This window comes from Spiroplasma endosymbiont of Lasioglossum malachurum, from assembly GCF_964020065.1.
Classification (GTDB): domain Bacteria; phylum Bacillota_I; class Bacilli_A; order Mycoplasmatales; family VBWQ01; genus Spiroplasma_E.
The window spans coordinates 1232250-1249641 of sequence record NZ_OZ026534.1 but is presented as its reverse complement, the minus strand read 5'-3'; the positions used below and the strand labels follow the sequence as shown (position 1 = coordinate 1249641).

Genomic DNA, 17392 nt, shown 5'->3' with positions numbered 1-17392 from the left:
ATATGAGTTATAAACATCTTGGCATAGATGAAAGGATTTATATTGAGAATCAATTGAAATTTAAATTTAAAATTAGTGAAATAGCTAAAAATCTTAATCGAAGTATTAGTACTATTATTCGAGAAATTAATAGAAATAAAGATAATAATCATTATTTTTCATTAATTGCACAAAATAAAGCTGAAAATCGAAAACAATCACATATTAGTTTTCATAAGTTTAAAAATAAGAATTTAGTAAAATATGTACAACAAAAATTACTATTAGGTTGATCACCTGAACAAATTTATGGCAGAATTAAAAATTTTCATAAAGAGTGAGTTATTAGTTTTAAAACAATTTATACTTGAATTTATTTTGGAATGCTTGATAAAGTTACTAGTAAAAATTTAAGAAGAAAAGGTAAAAAACGAAAATCTAAAGAAAATCGTGGCAAGTTTAATGGTAAATCAATTAAAGAACGAGATATAAATGTTAATGATCGTATAACACTTGGTCATTGAGAAGGAGATACTATAGTATCATCAAGAGGCAAAAGCAAATCATGTTTAATAACTTTAGTTGAAAGAGTATCACGATTTACTTTAGGAGACTTTTTAGTAATCTGTGTATCTTTGTTTTGCAAAGTACTAGTTCAGATTAATTCTGTCTTCAAATTTTATCATAAAATGAGCAATTGCTGTATTTCAATTTTAAATGGGCATTGTTCATTTTTTTGTTATATTTTCAATTGCTAAATAAAATATTTTGAAAACTGCCATATCATTTGGAAAAACTTTTTTATTTCTGATGACTTTTCGTAATTGACTATTAACAGATTCAATAGAATTTGTAGTATAAATCACTCTTTTGATTTCTGGAGGATAACTAATAAAAATCATTAAATTATCTCAATTTTTATATCAAGATTTAGCAATTTGAGGATAGTGTTTATTTCATTTATTTTTAAATGATTCTAAAGCTTGCATTGCTTGTTCTTCACTACATGCATTATAAATTGGCTTTAAATCTGTAACTAGTGATTTTCGATGTTTGTATGAAACATATTTTAAACTATTTCTGATTTGATGAACTATACATAATTGATGTTCAGTTTTAGGATAAACTGATTGTATTGCTTCTGACATGCCTGTTAAGTTGTCACTACAAGCAATAAGAATATCATTTAAGCCACGATTTTTCATTTCTGTGAAATTTGCTAATCAAAATTTAGTGCCTTCATTTTCACTAATTCATAAACCTAAAACATCTTTTTTACCTTCTAAATCAACACCTAAAGCTATATAAACTGATTTGTTAATAATGCGTTTATCTTGTCGTACTTTAACTACTATACAATCAAAATAAACAATGGGATAAATGTCTTCTAATGGTCTATTTTGTCATGCTTTGACATCATCAATCTACATCATCAGTAATTTGACTAATAACACTTTCACTAATATCAGCACCATGATATAACTCTTGTAACTGCATTCTAATATCTGATAATGTCATACCTTTTGCATATAAGGAAAGAACTTGTTGATCAAAACCATCAAATCTTCTCTGTCTTTTTGGCACTATTACAGGAGTAAAATTACTATTACGATCTCGTGGTACATCAATCTCAATTTTACCTTGTTGAGTTATTAATTTTTTTGAACTTATACCATTACGAGCATTGTCACTATTACTATGTTGATTTTTTTCATATCCTAAATAATTTTGCATCTCAGAATTCAACATTTTTTCAACTAAACGTTTTGTTAATTCTTTATATAAACCCCCTTCTTTAAAAACTGTTGTTAAATCTTCAGTATTTTCTAATAATAAATCTACTGCTTTTGATATTGGATCATTATTATTAAAGTTATCTTTTTTAGCCATCTGTAACTCACTCTTTCTAGTCATTTAATTATATTTACTAGAATTAATTAAACATAGTTATTTTTGTAAGTTACACAGATTACTAAACATTACCTAATTACCATTTCATTTTATATCATCTTCATGTTTCGGTTTTTTAGAAAAATATAATTGAAAAATATTTTCACTTGTATATGTATTAACTCAAATAGTAGTTGTTCCATATACCATTTCTCCATTTCGTGTTAAATAATGCTTAACATTAGTACCTACATTATGGGTAAGCACCCCCCATGATTAAACCAATTGTTCCAGTTGTTGCACCAGTTAGTGCTAATGCTAATGTTATTTTACTTAAATTTGTTTTTATTCATGTTTTCATATTAAATTGCTCCTTTTTTATTTTATTATTTTTTTCTTAACTCTTCACAAGTTTTTAATCATTTTGGTAATAATTCATGTTCTAAATTAATTGCATGATTTTCACAAAGAAAAAAACTAAATGTTGTTGATTTTAATTCTAATAAAACAATATTACTTCATTTGTTACTACAATTTTTATTTTGACAGATAACATTCATTTTTCAAAATCTTTTTGAAAGATTTTAAGTTACTTACAACTTTTAATAACTTTTCTTTGTTCATGATAATTTACTCCTATTTTTAAATGAAATTTAAGATATTACACAATTATTATTTTTAATAAAAACTTTACTACTTTTTTCTTGATTATTAATAGATTTATATGAATTAATAATATTGATATCATTTAATTGTAACAATGGTGTTAGTTCTGTTAATTCTGTAATTTTACTTAGTTCGTTTGATAACTTTCTTTTAGAAATTTCTAGTTCTTTTTCAAAACTAACAATTTCCCTTGAATAAATTCTTAAATCATATTCATTGGGTTTATTTTTTTCTTTCTCTTTAATTATTATAATATTTATATAATTAATCATTTCTTGAATTTCTTGAATTTTATTTTTTAAAATTTCTATTTTTCCTATTTCCATTTTAATTTCTCCTTATCTCTTAACATTTTATTGTTAAATTATACTTATTTTTTGATATTTTTACAATTATACTTTTAAACGTAAAATAACGCCTAAATTAAAGGCGTTTATTTTATGATACCTATACTATTAATTATATTGAAATTGTTTATTATATTTTAAATATGAAATTGTTTTTTTATTTAATTTTAAATTACACTTATATATGTATATAATAATTCAGTAAATTAATTTTTTAAATATATTTACAATAAATTTAGATTTTTTTAAAATAGTTAGGAGAAAAAATATGAGTTTTAATTATTTATGAACTTTAAAAGAAGCAACTGAAAGAATGTATCAATCATTTAGAGATGATATAAAAAATCAATGAGAAAAAACAGATTGAAGAATATTAAAAGAAAGAGATAGAAAATATATTCCAGTTAAAATTAAAGAAAGAACTAGAAATACTATCAATGGTCTTGTTATTTATAAATGTCGTGATTATAAATATTATGATGAACAATTAAAAAAATGAGTAAGAGTTTGTTTATTAGATGAAGAATTAGAATTACCTAAATATAAAATAACTTGTCAGAATATCAAAAATAATGTTATTGAACATTTTGCTGATGGAAAAAGATATGTTGATATTTTACATACTATGAAGCAAACAAAATTTAGTACAACAAGTATTAGTAGATTATTTCAAAAATATCAAGTTAATAAATTAGATGTTCCTAAAATAAAATTAGAACCAAATCAATTTATTTATATTAGTATTGATGATGGACATCGAAAATTTTGAAAATTTAAACGCAATTCTGGTAAATATTCAATGCGTTTAGTATTATTTTGTACAGATAATGTTAATCATAAATTAGTTAATAAAAGAGCAGATGTAATAATAAGACCAACAAAAACAGCAATTGGTGTTAAAAAAACTGCTGAATTTATCAAAGAACAAGGAAATAGATTTTTTGAAAATTTTGACCAAGCAAAAATTATTATTTGTGGAAATAGTGCAGGATGAATTAAAGAAGTTGCTGATTATTTAGGTGCAAATTTTGTTTTAAATAAATTCCATTTAGTTAAAAAATTATATGTTGGAATAATCGCTGGAAATAAAGGAAAATATTGAAACGAATATAATACTTGTAGAAATTTTATTGAAAATGGTCAATATGATGAGTGCTGAATTATACTTGTAAGTGCAAGTAAATAAAATTGCAAAAAATTCTCATATAAAAATTTCATAATGCTAAATTTAATTTAGAAAAAAGTAAGGAGTTTTTATATGAGTTATAAACATCTTGGCATAGATGAAAGGATTTATATTGAGAATCAATTGAAATTTAAATTTAAAATTAGTGAAATGCTAAATTGTAAAGGTAAGTGCATCATTAACTTTATCTAGTTCACTCTCATTAATAAAAATACCATTAATACCATTTTCACCAATACTACCATCACCTTTACCAAAATAACTTAACTTTAAATCTAAATTCAAACTAGATAAATCAACAGCATAAAAATGTCATATTTTTATTGAAGTTTTATTAACATAGTAACTACCAAGTCTATAAATACAATCAAGTTTTAAGCTTCTAATATTAATTCCTGTCTCTTCTAAAATTTCATTCTTAACAGTTTCTAGTGATGATTTACCTAATTTACAACCACCTGTTAGAGTACTAAAAAATGATATCTTTTTATTTTCAAATAAAGGATTCTTTTCTTTCATTAATAAAAATCAATATTGATTGTATTTATATACAAAAGGTAAAACTGCAACTCCTTCATTATTACATCATGGTTCACTAACACCTGTTATAAAGCCATTAGTAATTAACTTTAAAAATTTGCCCATAATAAACCCCCTTTACTATAAGTAATATTATAACATTAACTTAAAATTCAATTTGAAATTTTATACTAACTAAAAATAAAATTTATCCCAAATATTAATGAAAAAAATCATAAATAATTCCCTACTAAGATAATAGTTAATATATAATTTATTTATTATATAAAAATAAATAGGAGGAACAATAATGATTTACACAATTAATAATTTATTTATTAATAGTAACGATAAAACTAAAAAAATACCAACACAAGTAACTGTTAACGGTTGGGTTCGTTCTAATCGAAATAGTAAAAAAGTTGGGTTTTTAGATTTAAACGATGGTTCTTCAATTAATAACTTACAAGTAGTATATGATCCAAATTTAGAAAATACTAACAATTTAACTAATGTTACTACTGGTAGTGCTGTTACTATTACTGGTAATTTAATTTTAACACCAAATGCGAAACAACCATTTGAACTAAAAGTAATTACTGCTACTGTCTACAACATATGCGCTAATGATTATCCAATCCAAAAAAAAGAACATACAAATGAATTTCTTCGTGAACATGCACACTTACGTGTTCGTACTAATACTTTCTTGTCATTATTTAGAATTCGTGATCAAGTATCATGATCTATTCATAATTTTTTTCATAATAATCAATTTATTTACCTACATAGTCCTCTTATTACAGCTAATGATGCTGAAGGTGCTGGTGAAAATTTTATTGTTACTACTATAACTAATGATAAATATGAAAAGGATTTTTTTGGGAAAAAAGCCTCATTAACTGTTAGTGGTCAGTTAAATGCTGAAGCCTACGCTCAATCTTTACAAAAAGTTTATACATTTGGACCAACATTTCGTGCTGAAAAATCTAATACTACACGTCACGCAGCAGAATTTTGAATGGTAGAACCAGAATTTACCTTTAGTAATCTACAAGATAATATTATACTAGCCCAAAAACTAATAAAAACTGTTATTAGAGATGTTCTAAATAATTGTAATTCTGAATTAAAATTTTTAGAACAAAAACAAGAAACTAAAAATGAACAATCACTAATTGAAAAATTAGAAAAAATTGCCGATTTTAAATCTGATTTTAAAGTTATTACTTATACAGAAGTCATTGAATTACTTTTAAATGCGCAAAAAAAAGGAAAAAAATTTGAATTTAATGAAATTAAATGAGGAATTGATTTACAATCAGAACATGAAAGATATTTATGTGAAGAAATAACTAAACAACCAACTTTTGTTATTAACTATCCACAAACCATCAAAGCTTTTTACATGAAACTTAATCCAATTGATAGTAATTATCCACAACAAAAAACAGTGGCAGCTATGGATTTATTAGTGCCAGGGATTGGTGAATTAATTGGTGGTTCTGTTCGTGAAGATAATTATGAACAATTACTAAAAAATAAAACCCAATTCAAAATTGAGGGTAATGATCTACAATGATATTTTGATTTAAGAAAATATGGATATGCACCAAGTGCTGGTTTTGGTTTAGGTCTAGAAAGATTTTTAATGTTTATTACTGGTATTAATAATATTAGAGATGTTATTCCTTTTCCTCGTACACCAAATAACTTATTATTCTAAAATAATAATATTTTGCTGAATTATACTTGTAAGTGCAAGTAAATAAAATTGCAAAAAATTCTCATATAAAAATTTCATAATGCTAAATTTAGTTTAGAAAAAAGTAAGGAGTTTTTATATGAGTTATAAACATCTTGGCATAGATGAAAGGATTTATATTGAGAATCAATTGAAATTTAAATTTAAAATTAGTGAAATAGCTAAAAATCTTAATCGAAGTATTAGTACTATTATTCAAGAAATTAATAGAAATAAAGATAATAATCATTATTTTTCATTAATTGCACAAAATAAAGCTGAAAATCGAAAACAATCACATATTAGTTTTCATAAGTTTAAAAATAAGAATTTAGTAAAATATGTACAACAAAAATTACTATTAGGTTGATCACCTGAACAAATTTATGGCAGAATTAAAAATTTTCATAAAGAGTGAGTTATTAGTTTTAAAACAATTTATACTTGAATTTATTTTGGAATGCTTGATAAAGTTACTAGTAAAAATTTAAGAAGAAAAGGTAAAAAACGAAAATCTAAAGAAAATCGTGGCAAGTTTAATGGTAAATCAATTAAAGAATGAGATATAAATGTTAATGATCGTATAACACTTGGTCATTGGGAAGGAGATACTATAGTATCATCAAGAGGTAAAAGCAAATCATGTTTAATAACTTTAGTTGAAAGAGTATCACGATTTACTTTAGCAATATTAGTTAAAAACAGAACTACTAAAGTTATTAATAAAAATGTCAGTTATTATTTATCAATTCTTCCTAAAAACATTGTTAAAACTATTATTTTTGATCGTGGCAAAGAATTTTCAAATTGACAACAACTTGAAAAAAATTTAGATGTAAAAATTTATTTTGCCAATCCATATTCACCTTGACAAAGAGGTACTAATGAAAATACTAATGGTTTAATTAGAGAAAAATTTCCTAAAAAATTTATTTTTTCAAAAACTAATAAAAATGAAGTTCATAAATTTATATTGTCTTTAAATCAAAGACCGAGAAAAATATTAAATTATCTTTCACCAATCGAATATTTGGATAGAAAAATAATTTAGTTGCACTTACCTTTACAATTTAGCATTTAAAATCTCATTATTTCAAAAATATTACTTATTAAATTAGTTGTTTTATCATTTGATTTTTTATTTTTTTTTTATTGCATTTCTTATTTTTGAAATTAAACTAAATATGTTGTTCAATTACTTCTATTTTAATTACCCTTTTTAAACAATTAACCCACTTACTTTAGCATAAAAGTAGTGGGTTAAAATTATATATTGGATAGCAACTATATGTTATCAAATTTTGTTTATTTTCAATAGACTTCTTTCATATTTGATTTAAAATTTACATTAGTTAATAATTTTAATAGCTTTTGGCAAAGTGACAGATATTAAATTAGTCGTTCCAACAAAATCAATTGAATTTCATTGAGCAGTAATTTTAACTTTGACTATTTTACTAGTAGTTGATAAATCAATAGTAGTAATTCTATTAATGCAATCTTCATCTATTATATCATATACATAATCAAGTTCTTTGATGACAATATCGTCATAACATATTTTTTGTACAGAATTATTGATGATTGAATCTAATGCATTTTCTAATTCTTCTTTTGTAACAGCATTCGGGTCAATGGCCTCAATTTGACTTGGACTATCAATATTAGTAATTTGGTTTAAATCAGTTCATGATTGTAATAAGCAGTAACTAATTGTAATATTATTTTTTTCTCCTTTAAATTTGGTTCCATTTTTAGCAACAATTTTAATATTTAAATTTAAAGTTAAAAAATCATTTTGTTTGAAAATATCAATAAAGTATAAATCTTTAAAGTAAAAATATTTTTCAAAAATTTTTATATAAACATCATAGTCATTACTTGTAATAGTTTTTAAACCTAACATTGTTACTAATTTTTCTTGTAATTTATTTAAAAATTCAGATTTTATATTTTTTTTAAATTTTAATATCCCTAAATCTATATTATTAGGAATTTTTGTTGAAATATCAATTTTTGTATCTTTTTTTGAGTCTGGTGTATCACAATCAACTACAGTTAATGGTATTGGTGTTGATATTGCTAAAATTGATAATAATTTTAATAAATTTTTCATTTTATTTTTCTCCTTTAAATTCATTTACTTTCATATAAATTATATAAAATAGAACTCAAGTATATAGGGACTTCGTCCCTCGCCACTACGTGGCTCACCCAAATTATAGTCCCAGTAGGTTCACTGGGACTATAATCATTTTTATTTATTTTTATTTTTAGGTTTATCTTTTTTCTTTAAAATATTATCCAATTTATCCAAACCAGCAGACTTAATATCACTATAAGTCATATCAATACTACTTGCTTCTTTAAGGTATTTCTTAGGTGACAATTCACTTTTAAGTTCATGCACATAATGTAAAGCACGTGAATTATACCTTTTTAACCAGTGTCTAGGAAAAAATAAAGTCATAGCCATTGCTTCACCACTATAACTTGGAGGCATAATACCTTTTTTAATCATTTTCTTTGTTCTACGACGTGAAAATACTACTTTATTATAATCCTCAATATTAGTATATAAATTAATATTAAATACAACAAAAAATAATAAAACACGCATTCTTTTAACTTGAACTATATATTCTACTTTTTCTCTTGCTTGTACTGGTATTCTATTAGGGTGTTGTTCAATCAAATACATTGTACCATTAAACATGTGACCTATTAACTTACAAAATTGTCCTAAACTTTCTTGTTGATTTTTAAACTGTACTCCTAAATCATTAGAATTTATTTTTAATGCTAATTCATCTAAAATTATTAAATCTTGTTCCTCAAAAGCATAATTACTTGCTAACTGATTAAAAGTAAAAACATCATTATAATTAACCAAATAAGAATAACCAGTCTTTAACTTAATAGGGAAAGGACTAACTACTCGTTTCTTATGAGTTTGTGCTAAACAACAAGCAAGGGCAGATTTGCCAGTTCTTGGAGGTGCTGAAATAATATAACTACCAATTCGTTTTAAAATTTTAACATTACGAATAGTTATAAGAATTGGATAAATAATTATAATCAAACCTATAACTAATAACACATAACCATATCAAGGCATAATAAACTCCTAACCTATAATTAAACTAATTGCTCTAACAAATAATCATAAAGGTATAATATTTTCTATTCCACTAACAATATCAACATTTAAAGCAGTACTAATCGTATCTGAAAAAATATGTCGTAATAAACTATCTGTTGTAAAAAGAAATTGTCTTAATGGTTCAACTGGTAAAACTTTACCAACAACACCATAAAGTACTCATCTAAAAGCATTACGTAAATGTCCAAAGACATCATATCAATTTGGTCTTTCATATTCGGGATTAAAAGGACTATTTGGTGGCACTGGTGTTATATTTTCACTTGAAAAAATATTGATTTGACCAAAATTCAACTGTGGTGAAAAAGTTGGTCTAGTTGATTCACCATGAACATCAAAAAATACTGTTAAATGTCTTAAATTTAGAACACGAATAGGCATAGTAACAAAATTATATAAATCTTGTTGATAAATATTATTATCCACTTTACCTTTAAAAACATATTTTGTATCACCAACATAATCTAAAAAACTAAAAGTAAAATTAGCAGTAAAAGTTTTAAAATATTCATATTCAAAATAAAACATAAAACCTTGAATATAAAAACTCAAAGGTTTATCAATTTCAAAATTTAACTGTGTTTGAAAATTTATAATACTTTTACCAGTATTAACAAAATTTAAATTATTAATATTATTCTTTGCAACATAATTATGATTAAACATAATACGTGAAAATTCATCTAATTGTTTTCTATTAAAAGTATAAACGCCAGTTCCCATATCTATCATTTGTGACGGAACACCAACTGTATCACTATAATAATAACACGTATATAAACCTTCATTATTATCTATAAATTCACCACTTACTAATTTTAAATCCGGTTGGTCAACATCAAAATAAGCAGAATTTCATGGTATTGTTGCTCAATCATCAAAATTATGATACTTAACATGTTTTACCATTTCTTTTGTAATATCATAATTAACGACATTAGGGTCATTTGAAGCAATTAAACTAGTTGGTGCTTGAACAGAAGTATTTACAACAAAAAAACAATTTAGCAAATTTAAATCACATAATTATTTACCAAACAAACATCTTAAAACTCATCATAAACCATAAAATATAATAAATCCAATAAAAAACTGCGTTCCATAAACTACTAAATTTCATAAAATAGTAGTAAATTGGTCAACTGGACTTCCTATAAACATAGTTCAATAATCAACTATACATTGATGTATTTTATTGTAAATATCTAAAACACTCATACTTAACACCTACCCAAACAATGACCTAAAAATAAATTTAATACTACGATAAATAAAATTAAAAAATACACCTAATACCAACCAAAAAGTCAAATTAAACAAAATATAAACTTCATCAGTAATATTAGTTTGATTTAAAAATATACCAATATCATTACTAGAAAATATAAAAATTAAATGCAATATACTATTCACAAAATCACTCATAATTAATTACCAACTCCTCAACCACTAGATGTTCCAGTAAATTTATTACCACCAGCACCACCTTTAAACTTACCTTGTTTTTTATTTTTTTCTTTTAATTTATCAATACGTTTACTATGAACCTTAGCAATTTTTTTACCAACAAATTTTGAACTACCTTTAATATTTCTATAACTTTGCTTTACAGTCCCCGATGTAGAAACTGGCTGAATATCAATATTTAAAAAAACTGATATAGCAAACTTTATTAAAAGAATAAAAACAACAAAAGTTCCCAAATTAAAACCTAAATCTGCCATTGGCAAATTTCAAAATTTCATAAAAATTTGTCCAAATAGTTCTAAAACTTTTGAAATAAAAGCAACACCCATAATAAACTACTCCTATATTATTTTTAATAATTTTAAAATTAATGAAAAAGTAAAAAGTACTAAAATAATTGCTAACAATGGTGCTGGCATTGAAACTATTTGTTGTGAACTATCACCAAAAATAAAACTTTTAATAACCAAAGACAAATTATGTAAACCAGAAAAATCAGTAATATAACTTTGCAAAATATTTTGCACAATATTATTTAAAGAAGGTAAAAGTTTACCTAATAAAGGAAAAACAAAAATTATTGCAAAAAATAATTTAATCATAACTATTACCTCCTAAAAACAACTTTAATTTTTTCTATCTAAATCCACGAATAATATGTCCAATAAATTCTTTAATAAATACTAAAACCATCATAAATATTGGAATTAATACCGGTCAATTTGTCATTATAGAATCACCCGCAAATACTCAGTTAAAAACATAACTAAAAGATTCTAATAATTTTTGGCCAATACCTCCAATCATTTCTATTAAAGCACTTAATCCTTTTGGCATACTAATCACCTCCCTCCTCTAACTCTTTTCTTGCTCTTTCTTTACGCTTTTGTTCTTTACAATATCAACAATCTGGGTCAACTACATTGTGTTTTCTATGTTTAAATTTTCAAACTAACTTTTTAATAGTACCTTTAAAAGCCCAAGAAGTACCAAGAACAGCAATTATCACAACTATTCATTTAACCATTATTTTCTACCTTCTAAAAAACTATCAAAACTCATATTTTCACTTAATCTTTGGTCAAAATTTCTTTTTGCTTTTTTCTTATGCAACTTTTGTCTTGGCATATTTTTTCATTTATCTTTTTTCATAAAATTAATTCACTCCTTATAAAATAAATGTTCTTATAGTTTTATTTTGTTCATTATTTCTTAAATTTTCATTATTAATTTCTAATAATTTACTTTGAAATTCTAATGTTTGTTTTAATTCTTTTACTTGATTATTTAAATTTTGAAATTTTCTTTCTAATTTTTGTTTTTCATATCTTTTTCTTTCAACTTTTAAATCATTCTTTTTAATAAATTTATTTTCTTTTCTCTTAAAAACTCAATTTGTTATTTTATTTTTAATATTATTTCATGGAATACCAATATAACCCACAACAATACCAATTAAGATAGATACTGGTTTAATTGCAACAATTCCTAAAACTATAATGCTAGGAATTAATCCTAAAAATATACTAAATGTAATACATCCAGTTAATGCCATAAATTTTAAAATTCATCACATATATATTTTCACTTTAAACACCACCTAGTGTATAAGCATAAGAATAATCCCAGTTTAAACTTGCTCTATCTAAATTAATCTCTAACATACTATCATCATTTAAATCAACATCAACCATACCGTCATCTGTACTTTGATAATCATTAACACTGACATTAATTAATCTTGCTCTTTCATCTGTAAATACTTCTTGTAATTCTGTATTATTATGTGTATTTCCTAATGGCAACAATAAAGTATTTATAATCTCACTTGCACCGGCAATAATCGTAGGAATAGCAAAATAATTATTAAAATCATTATTTATACCCATAGCAACACCAGTACTAATCAAACAACCACCAGTTGCCATATTTGCTATTTTACATATAGTTTCAAATTTATTAAGTATTAATTCAGTTAAACCACTAATAACATTTGCTATACCAAAACTATTTAAAGATATATACGTATCTCAGTCTACAAAAATAACATCAATTATAGATTTAACAGTTGTAAACGGCGGATATGTTGGTCTTGGAGGTTCAGTAGGGCATGGAGGTCAAAAACATGGTTCATCTTTTAATAAAGAAACCGACTTATCTACATACTGAACAAACTTAGCATAATTTATTAAACCAATTGTTCCTAAACCTAAAAATATCTTTTTATAACTATGCTAAATTGTAAAGGTAAGTGCAACTAAATTATTTTTCTATCCAAATATTCGATTGGTGAAAGATAATTTAATATTTTTCTCGGTCTTTGATTTAAAGACAATATAAATTTATGAACTTCATTTTTATTAGTTTTTGAAAAAATAAATTTTTTAGGAAATTTTTCTCTAATTAAACCATTAGTATTTTCATTAGTACCTCTTTGTCAAGGTAAATATGGATTGGCAAAATAAATTTTTACATCTAAATTTTTTTCAAGTTGTTGTCAATTTGAAAATTCTTTGCCACGATCAAAAGTAATAGTTTTAACAATGTTTTTAGGAAGAATTGATAAATAATAACTGACATTTTTATTAATAACTTTAGTAGTTCTGTTTTTAACTAATATTGCTAAAGTAAATCGTGATACTCTTTCAACTAAAGTTATTAAACATGATTTGCTTTTGCCTCTTGATGATACTATAGTATCTCCTTCTCAATGACCAAGTGTTATACGATCATTAACATTTATATCTCGTTCTTTAATTGATTTACCATTAAACTTGCCACGATTTTCTTTAGATTTTCGTTTTTTACCTTTTCTTCTTAAATTTTTACTAGTAACTTTATCAAGCATTCCAAAATAAATTCAAGTATAAATTGTTTTAAAACTAATAACTCACTCTTTATGAAAATTTTTAATTCTGCCATAAATTTGTTCAGGTGATCAACCTAATAGTAATTTTTGTTGTACATATTTTACTAAATTCTTATTTTTAAACTTATGAAAACTAATATGTGATTGTTTTCGATTTTCAGCTTTATTTTGTGCAATTAATGAAAAATAATGATTATTATCTTTATTTCTATTAATTTCTCGAATAATAGTACTAATACTTCGATTAAGATTTTTAGCTATTTCACTAATTTTAAATTTAAATTTCAATTGATTCTCAATATAAATCCTTTCATCTATGCCAAGATGTTTATAACTCATATAAAAACTCCTTACTTTTTTCTAAACTAAATTTAGCATTATGAAATTTTTATATGAGAATTTTTTGCAATTTTATTTACTTGCACTTACAAGTATAATTCAGCCTATTAATAACTTTATTTTTAGTAGTTGGTCTTTGATTAATATTTCATATATCAATTCCTAACTTTTTACTAAATAACAAAGAATTAATAGAACCTAAAATTGGGTCTTTTAAATATTGACCATAATAAGCACTAACTCCTACCATAGCACTTAATGGACTTAATCCAGTTCTTAAAATTTTAGTTAAAGTATAATTACTAGTTTGTTCTAACTCATTAGGTATAAATAAAACTCCTTACTTTATATACTAATAAGGAGCTTATTTATGAATTATAATCTAATCCATTGGGGCTTAATGAAAAATATATAATCCATATATAAGCCCCTTATTTAATTTTTATTTATTTCTTTTATTCTCTTTTCTTATTCGTTCCATTTCATTAGCAACTCTGTAACACATTTCACAACCATATACTCTTTCATAAGTTCAATCACTACACTTATGTCTCATAATTTAACTTACTTTTTTTCTGTCTCATTGCCTTATTTAAAGCAATATCTAATATACAATTTGGACAATAATATTTTCTAGTATATAAGTTTTGCAAAACTCTTTTAGGACAAATAACTTGGTCACAAAGTTTACATATATAAATTGCTAAATGAAATGCTTGTTCACATGAACAATTATCATTTTTAGCCATAATTTAATTTTCTCCTAACATAAAATAATTATTTAAAATTACCCTTTTAATAAATAACTATTTTCAATTAGAAAGTTTTTTAATATTACCGCTTAAATCAAGTTCAAGTGAATAAAAATTACCAACTTTTAAATCAACAGTAGATAAACAATTATTAAAATCACTAGCAAATTCCGGATTATATCATTTATCACGTGTTTGACCAGTTGGCACGCTTGTTTGTTTATTTATTTCTACAAACTTCAAAACATCAAACTTTAATGTTTGACCTTTATTATTTTTATCGGGAATAATACGCCTTTTTTCAATATTAACTAACTGTACTTTAAACATAAAAAAACTTAACCTTCGCAATTCATTAAAATTTAATTTAATAAGTTAAGCATAGTAGGGTAACCTACGCTTAATAATAATATATCATAAAAAAATAAAAACTTTGTATCATTATTTAGTGATAATGGTACTTTAATATTAATTTCTAAATTTTTGGTAATTTTAATTCATTAATATATGCATTTGTTGATGATTGATTTAACAAGTCAATATAATCTATATCATTACTTTGTAAATTTTTATTTATGTTAATAATTTCTTTTTTTCAATGAATTTCTTTTCATTTTTCAATTTTTATTTTTTTCTGTTGACATGCAATATCTGCTAATAGTTCTAAATTTTCTAAATTTTCTTGTTTATTTAATCATTCTTTAACTTTTTCAAAAGAATTTAATTTTGCTTGTTCTTTTTCAATAGAATCAATTAATTTATTAAATTTTTTATTAATAATTCTTTTTCAAATTATATTTTTCTTTTTATCTTTCATACAAACTATCCTTTCAAAATAAAAACCCATTTACTTTTAAAATAAAGTAATGGGTTAAAAACTATAATAAAAATGAACATTAATAAGAATTGCGATAATTACTAATGTTCATTAACCATTATATATATATATATATATATATACAAGTAAAATTATAGAAAAAATTAAATTTTTCTTCTAATGTAAAACTTTTTTCTTAAAATCTATTTTTTCAACTTTATTACCAAAAATTTTATCTACCCAAGTCAAAACATCTTTATCTCTTTGAATTAAATAACCAATTTCACTAGTCCGTAAATAATGCTTATGCGATAAAGCACTTAAATATACATAGCGTTCGTAATCTTCATACTCTTTAAAATAATCATTTATAACAATACTTTCAATAATACCACCAATCATAACAGTATTACCATTACTATCTCTTTGAGTTTTAAAATAAAATACATTTGTAGCATTAAAACTTGCTTTAATTATATCTCCAATTGTTAATTTCTTAATACCACGAACCACAATAGGATTTTTACAATTACGACTAAAAGCATAAGCCTTTACACCTACATCTGTTTGATTTAAAGACTTAACATCATCTATTGCTTTTGTAACATACTTTCCTAAATATTTAATAACAAATTCATTAGTACCTTTTTTAACTAGCCTTAAATCATTAAAACCATGAGTTCATCATTCTGCTAACATACTTTTATGTATCTTTCTATTGAAAATTATATGAAAATGAATAGCACCACGAGACTGATACTCATAAACATAGAAATATTTTAATTCTCCTAAATGCGAAAAACGTTTAGGGTCATTTCATCACTTTTGTAATTTAATAAAAAATAAACCAATATATTTTTTTGCTTTTTTAACATCTTGCATATTATCTTTATAAGTTAAAGTAACAAAACTTAACATTTTAGTATTATAAAAATTATGTAATGCTTTTTGAATTAAATTAGTTTTAGTACGAACAGTACTATTTCTTAATTTTTGCTTATTACCAACATAACATTTACCTTTTTTATTTCCAATATTAGTCAAAAATGAAATAGGTAATACTATATTTTTTACATAACAAGCATAAAAAACTTTTTTAATATAAAAATCCTGTTGAATATCCATATAAAATTTCGCAATTCTAGGTTTTAAAAAACCAATTTTATATATTTTAATAACAAACAAATCTTAACATAAAAAAATATAAAAACAAACAATAAAAGAAAAACGTTACTTAATTAAATACCATTATATAATATTATTCACGGCAATAAATAAGAATGACAAAAAATTTCTAAAATAAAATGTAAAAATAATTAGTAGTTTTAATGATAAAAGTTATTAAGGTTCAATAATTATTGATATAACTAAACAAACAAATATTTCAGATATTTATATGCAAAATTATTTTGCAGAGAAAACTAAACCAGTAACATCAAATAAACAGCAGGCAATTGCAAATGTTACAGATAGTTTAAAGAAAATTCAAAAAAATGAATATCTTACTAAGTCAATTAGAAGATATGTATAAAGAAAAAAATGATTTTAATCAAAGGATAATGATTATACATTAGGATTTGATAAAAGTCCTTTAATAAAAGGTATTATTGAAGGTAGAAATATATTAGCACATCAATTAATCTTTATTAGTCCA

The 17392-nt window shown here is 23.5% G+C and carries 25 protein-coding genes and 1 pseudogene; 4 read left to right on the top strand and 22 right to left on the bottom strand.

From position 1 onward, the window contains the following. Positions 1-2 precede the first annotated feature (2 nt). Entirely contained in the window at positions 3-737 is a 735-nt protein-coding gene (locus AACK95_RS06795; protein WP_338980138.1) for an IS30 family transposase, read from the top strand. On the opposite strand, the pseudogene AACK95_RS06790 reads toward AACK95_RS06795, so the two are convergent. The 4 genes and pseudogenes from AACK95_RS06790 to AACK95_RS06775 all read right to left on the bottom strand — a co-directional run. Continuing rightward, a pseudogene (locus AACK95_RS06790) lies at positions 696-1869 on the bottom strand (IS256 family transposase); the annotation flags it as partial. The gene AACK95_RS06795 and the pseudogene AACK95_RS06790 overlap by 42 nt on opposite strands. Before the next feature lie 93 nt (positions 1870-1962). Then, positions 1963-2136, bottom strand: coding sequence for a hypothetical protein (locus tag AACK95_RS06785; RefSeq protein ID WP_338980136.1), 174 nt, complete (start codon positions 2134-2136; stop codon positions 1963-1965). 119 nt (positions 2137-2255) lie between these two features. Next, positions 2256-2429 carry a hypothetical protein gene (locus AACK95_RS06780; protein WP_338980134.1) on the bottom strand — a complete coding sequence of 58 codons (174 nt, stop codon included), beginning with the start codon at positions 2427-2429 and terminating at the stop codon, positions 2256-2258. 93 nt (positions 2430-2522) lie between these two features. After that, positions 2523-2861 (bottom strand): hypothetical protein, encoded by a 339-nt coding sequence (locus AACK95_RS06775; protein WP_338978532.1) that lies wholly within the window; start codon positions 2859-2861, stop codon positions 2523-2525. A gap of 289 nt (positions 2862-3150) precedes the next feature. Between AACK95_RS06775 and AACK95_RS06770 the strand changes: the two genes are divergently transcribed. After that, a complete protein-coding gene (locus AACK95_RS06770) occupies positions 3151-4068 on the top strand; it encodes an Mbov_0401 family ICE element transposase-like protein (RefSeq protein ID WP_338980132.1) in 918 nt (305 codons plus the stop codon). A gap of 153 nt (positions 4069-4221) precedes the next feature. On the opposite strand, the gene AACK95_RS06765 is transcribed toward AACK95_RS06770, so the two are convergent. Then, the gene (locus tag AACK95_RS06765; RefSeq protein ID WP_338980131.1) at positions 4222-4713 is read right to left on the bottom strand and encodes a hypothetical protein; all 492 of its coding nucleotides are present in this window, start codon (positions 4711-4713) and stop codon (positions 4222-4224) included. 181 nt (positions 4714-4894) lie between these two features. On the opposite strand from AACK95_RS06765, the gene asnS reads away from it, so the two are divergent. Together asnS and AACK95_RS06755 are read left to right on the top strand one after the other, a co-directional pair. Next, the gene (gene asnS, locus AACK95_RS06760) at positions 4895-6313 is read left to right on the top strand and encodes an asparagine--tRNA ligase (RefSeq protein ID WP_422397100.1); all 1419 of its coding nucleotides are present in this window, start codon (positions 4895-4897) and stop codon (positions 6311-6313) included. 118 nt (positions 6314-6431) lie between these two features. Next, a complete protein-coding gene (locus AACK95_RS06755) occupies positions 6432-7382 on the top strand; it encodes an IS30 family transposase (RefSeq protein WP_338980130.1) in 951 nt (316 codons plus the stop codon). Positions 7383-7679: 297 nt separating this feature from the next. Here the strand turns inward: AACK95_RS06755 and AACK95_RS06750 are convergent, their stop codons facing one another. From AACK95_RS06750 to AACK95_RS06670, 17 genes are all read right to left on the bottom strand, one after another. Then, entirely contained in the window at positions 7680-8447 is a 768-nt protein-coding gene (locus tag AACK95_RS06750; protein WP_338980129.1) for a hypothetical protein, read from the bottom strand. A gap of 141 nt (positions 8448-8588) precedes the next feature. Continuing rightward, positions 8589-9449: a hypothetical protein gene (locus tag AACK95_RS06745; RefSeq protein WP_338980127.1), complete on the bottom strand. Its 861-nt coding sequence runs from the start codon at positions 9447-9449 to the stop codon at positions 8589-8591. 9 nt (positions 9450-9458) lie between these two features. Continuing rightward, positions 9459-10505, bottom strand: coding sequence for a hypothetical protein (locus AACK95_RS06740; RefSeq protein WP_338980125.1), 1047 nt, complete (start codon positions 10503-10505; stop codon positions 9459-9461). Positions 10506-10520: 15 nt separating this feature from the next. After that, the gene (locus AACK95_RS06735) at positions 10521-10712 is read right to left on the bottom strand and encodes a hypothetical protein (RefSeq protein WP_338980124.1); all 192 of its coding nucleotides are present in this window, start codon (positions 10710-10712) and stop codon (positions 10521-10523) included. 209 nt (positions 10713-10921) lie between these two features. Continuing rightward, positions 10922-11290, bottom strand: a complete 369-nt coding sequence (locus tag AACK95_RS06730) for a hypothetical protein (RefSeq protein WP_338980123.1) — start codon at positions 11288-11290, stop codon at positions 10922-10924. A gap of 12 nt (positions 11291-11302) precedes the next feature. Further along, complete coding sequence (locus AACK95_RS06725) at positions 11303-11563, bottom strand: hypothetical protein (protein WP_338956747.1); 261 nt, start codon at positions 11561-11563, stop codon at positions 11303-11305. A gap of 34 nt (positions 11564-11597) precedes the next feature. Beyond that, positions 11598-11798 (bottom strand): hypothetical protein, encoded by a 201-nt coding sequence (locus AACK95_RS06720; RefSeq protein WP_338956925.1) that lies wholly within the window; start codon positions 11796-11798, stop codon positions 11598-11600. A 1-nt stretch (position 11799) separates the two neighbouring features. Beyond that, positions 11800-11988, bottom strand: a complete 189-nt coding sequence (locus tag AACK95_RS06715) for a hypothetical protein (protein ID WP_338960158.1) — start codon at positions 11986-11988, stop codon at positions 11800-11802. Next, complete coding sequence (locus AACK95_RS06710) at positions 11988-12113, bottom strand: hypothetical protein (RefSeq protein ID WP_338980122.1); 126 nt, start codon at positions 12111-12113, stop codon at positions 11988-11990. Before AACK95_RS06710 ends, AACK95_RS06715 begins: the two co-directional genes overlap by 1 nt. A 16-nt stretch (positions 12114-12129) precedes the next feature. After that, positions 12130-12549 (bottom strand): hypothetical protein, encoded by a 420-nt coding sequence (locus AACK95_RS06705; protein WP_174480868.1) that lies wholly within the window; start codon positions 12547-12549, stop codon positions 12130-12132. Position 12550: 1 nt separating this feature from the next. Beyond that, positions 12551-12889 (bottom strand): hypothetical protein, encoded by a 339-nt coding sequence (locus AACK95_RS06700; protein WP_338980121.1) that lies wholly within the window; start codon positions 12887-12889, stop codon positions 12551-12553. A 329-nt stretch (positions 12890-13218) separates the two neighbouring features. After that, positions 13219-14169, bottom strand: coding sequence for an IS30 family transposase (locus AACK95_RS06695; protein WP_338980120.1), 951 nt, complete (start codon positions 14167-14169; stop codon positions 13219-13221). A 76-nt stretch (positions 14170-14245) separates the two neighbouring features. Beyond that, positions 14246-14419 (bottom strand): hypothetical protein, encoded by a 174-nt coding sequence (locus AACK95_RS06690; RefSeq protein ID WP_338980119.1) that lies wholly within the window; start codon positions 14417-14419, stop codon positions 14246-14248. A 295-nt stretch (positions 14420-14714) separates the two neighbouring features. Next, positions 14715-14918 carry a hypothetical protein gene (locus AACK95_RS06685; protein WP_338980117.1) on the bottom strand — a complete coding sequence of 68 codons (204 nt, stop codon included), beginning with the start codon at positions 14916-14918 and terminating at the stop codon, positions 14715-14717. 57 nt (positions 14919-14975) lie between these two features. After that, a complete protein-coding gene (locus tag AACK95_RS06680) occupies positions 14976-15251 on the bottom strand; it encodes a hypothetical protein (RefSeq protein WP_338980115.1) in 276 nt (91 codons plus the stop codon). Between the two features lie 145 nt (positions 15252-15396). After that, positions 15397-15738 carry a hypothetical protein gene (locus AACK95_RS06675; RefSeq protein WP_338980113.1) on the bottom strand — a complete coding sequence of 114 codons (342 nt, stop codon included), beginning with the start codon at positions 15736-15738 and terminating at the stop codon, positions 15397-15399. Between the two features lie 177 nt (positions 15739-15915). Next, complete coding sequence (locus AACK95_RS06670; RefSeq protein ID WP_338980111.1) at positions 15916-16863, bottom strand: rolling circle replication-associated protein; 948 nt, start codon at positions 16861-16863, stop codon at positions 15916-15918. Positions 16864-17392 lie beyond the last annotated feature (529 nt).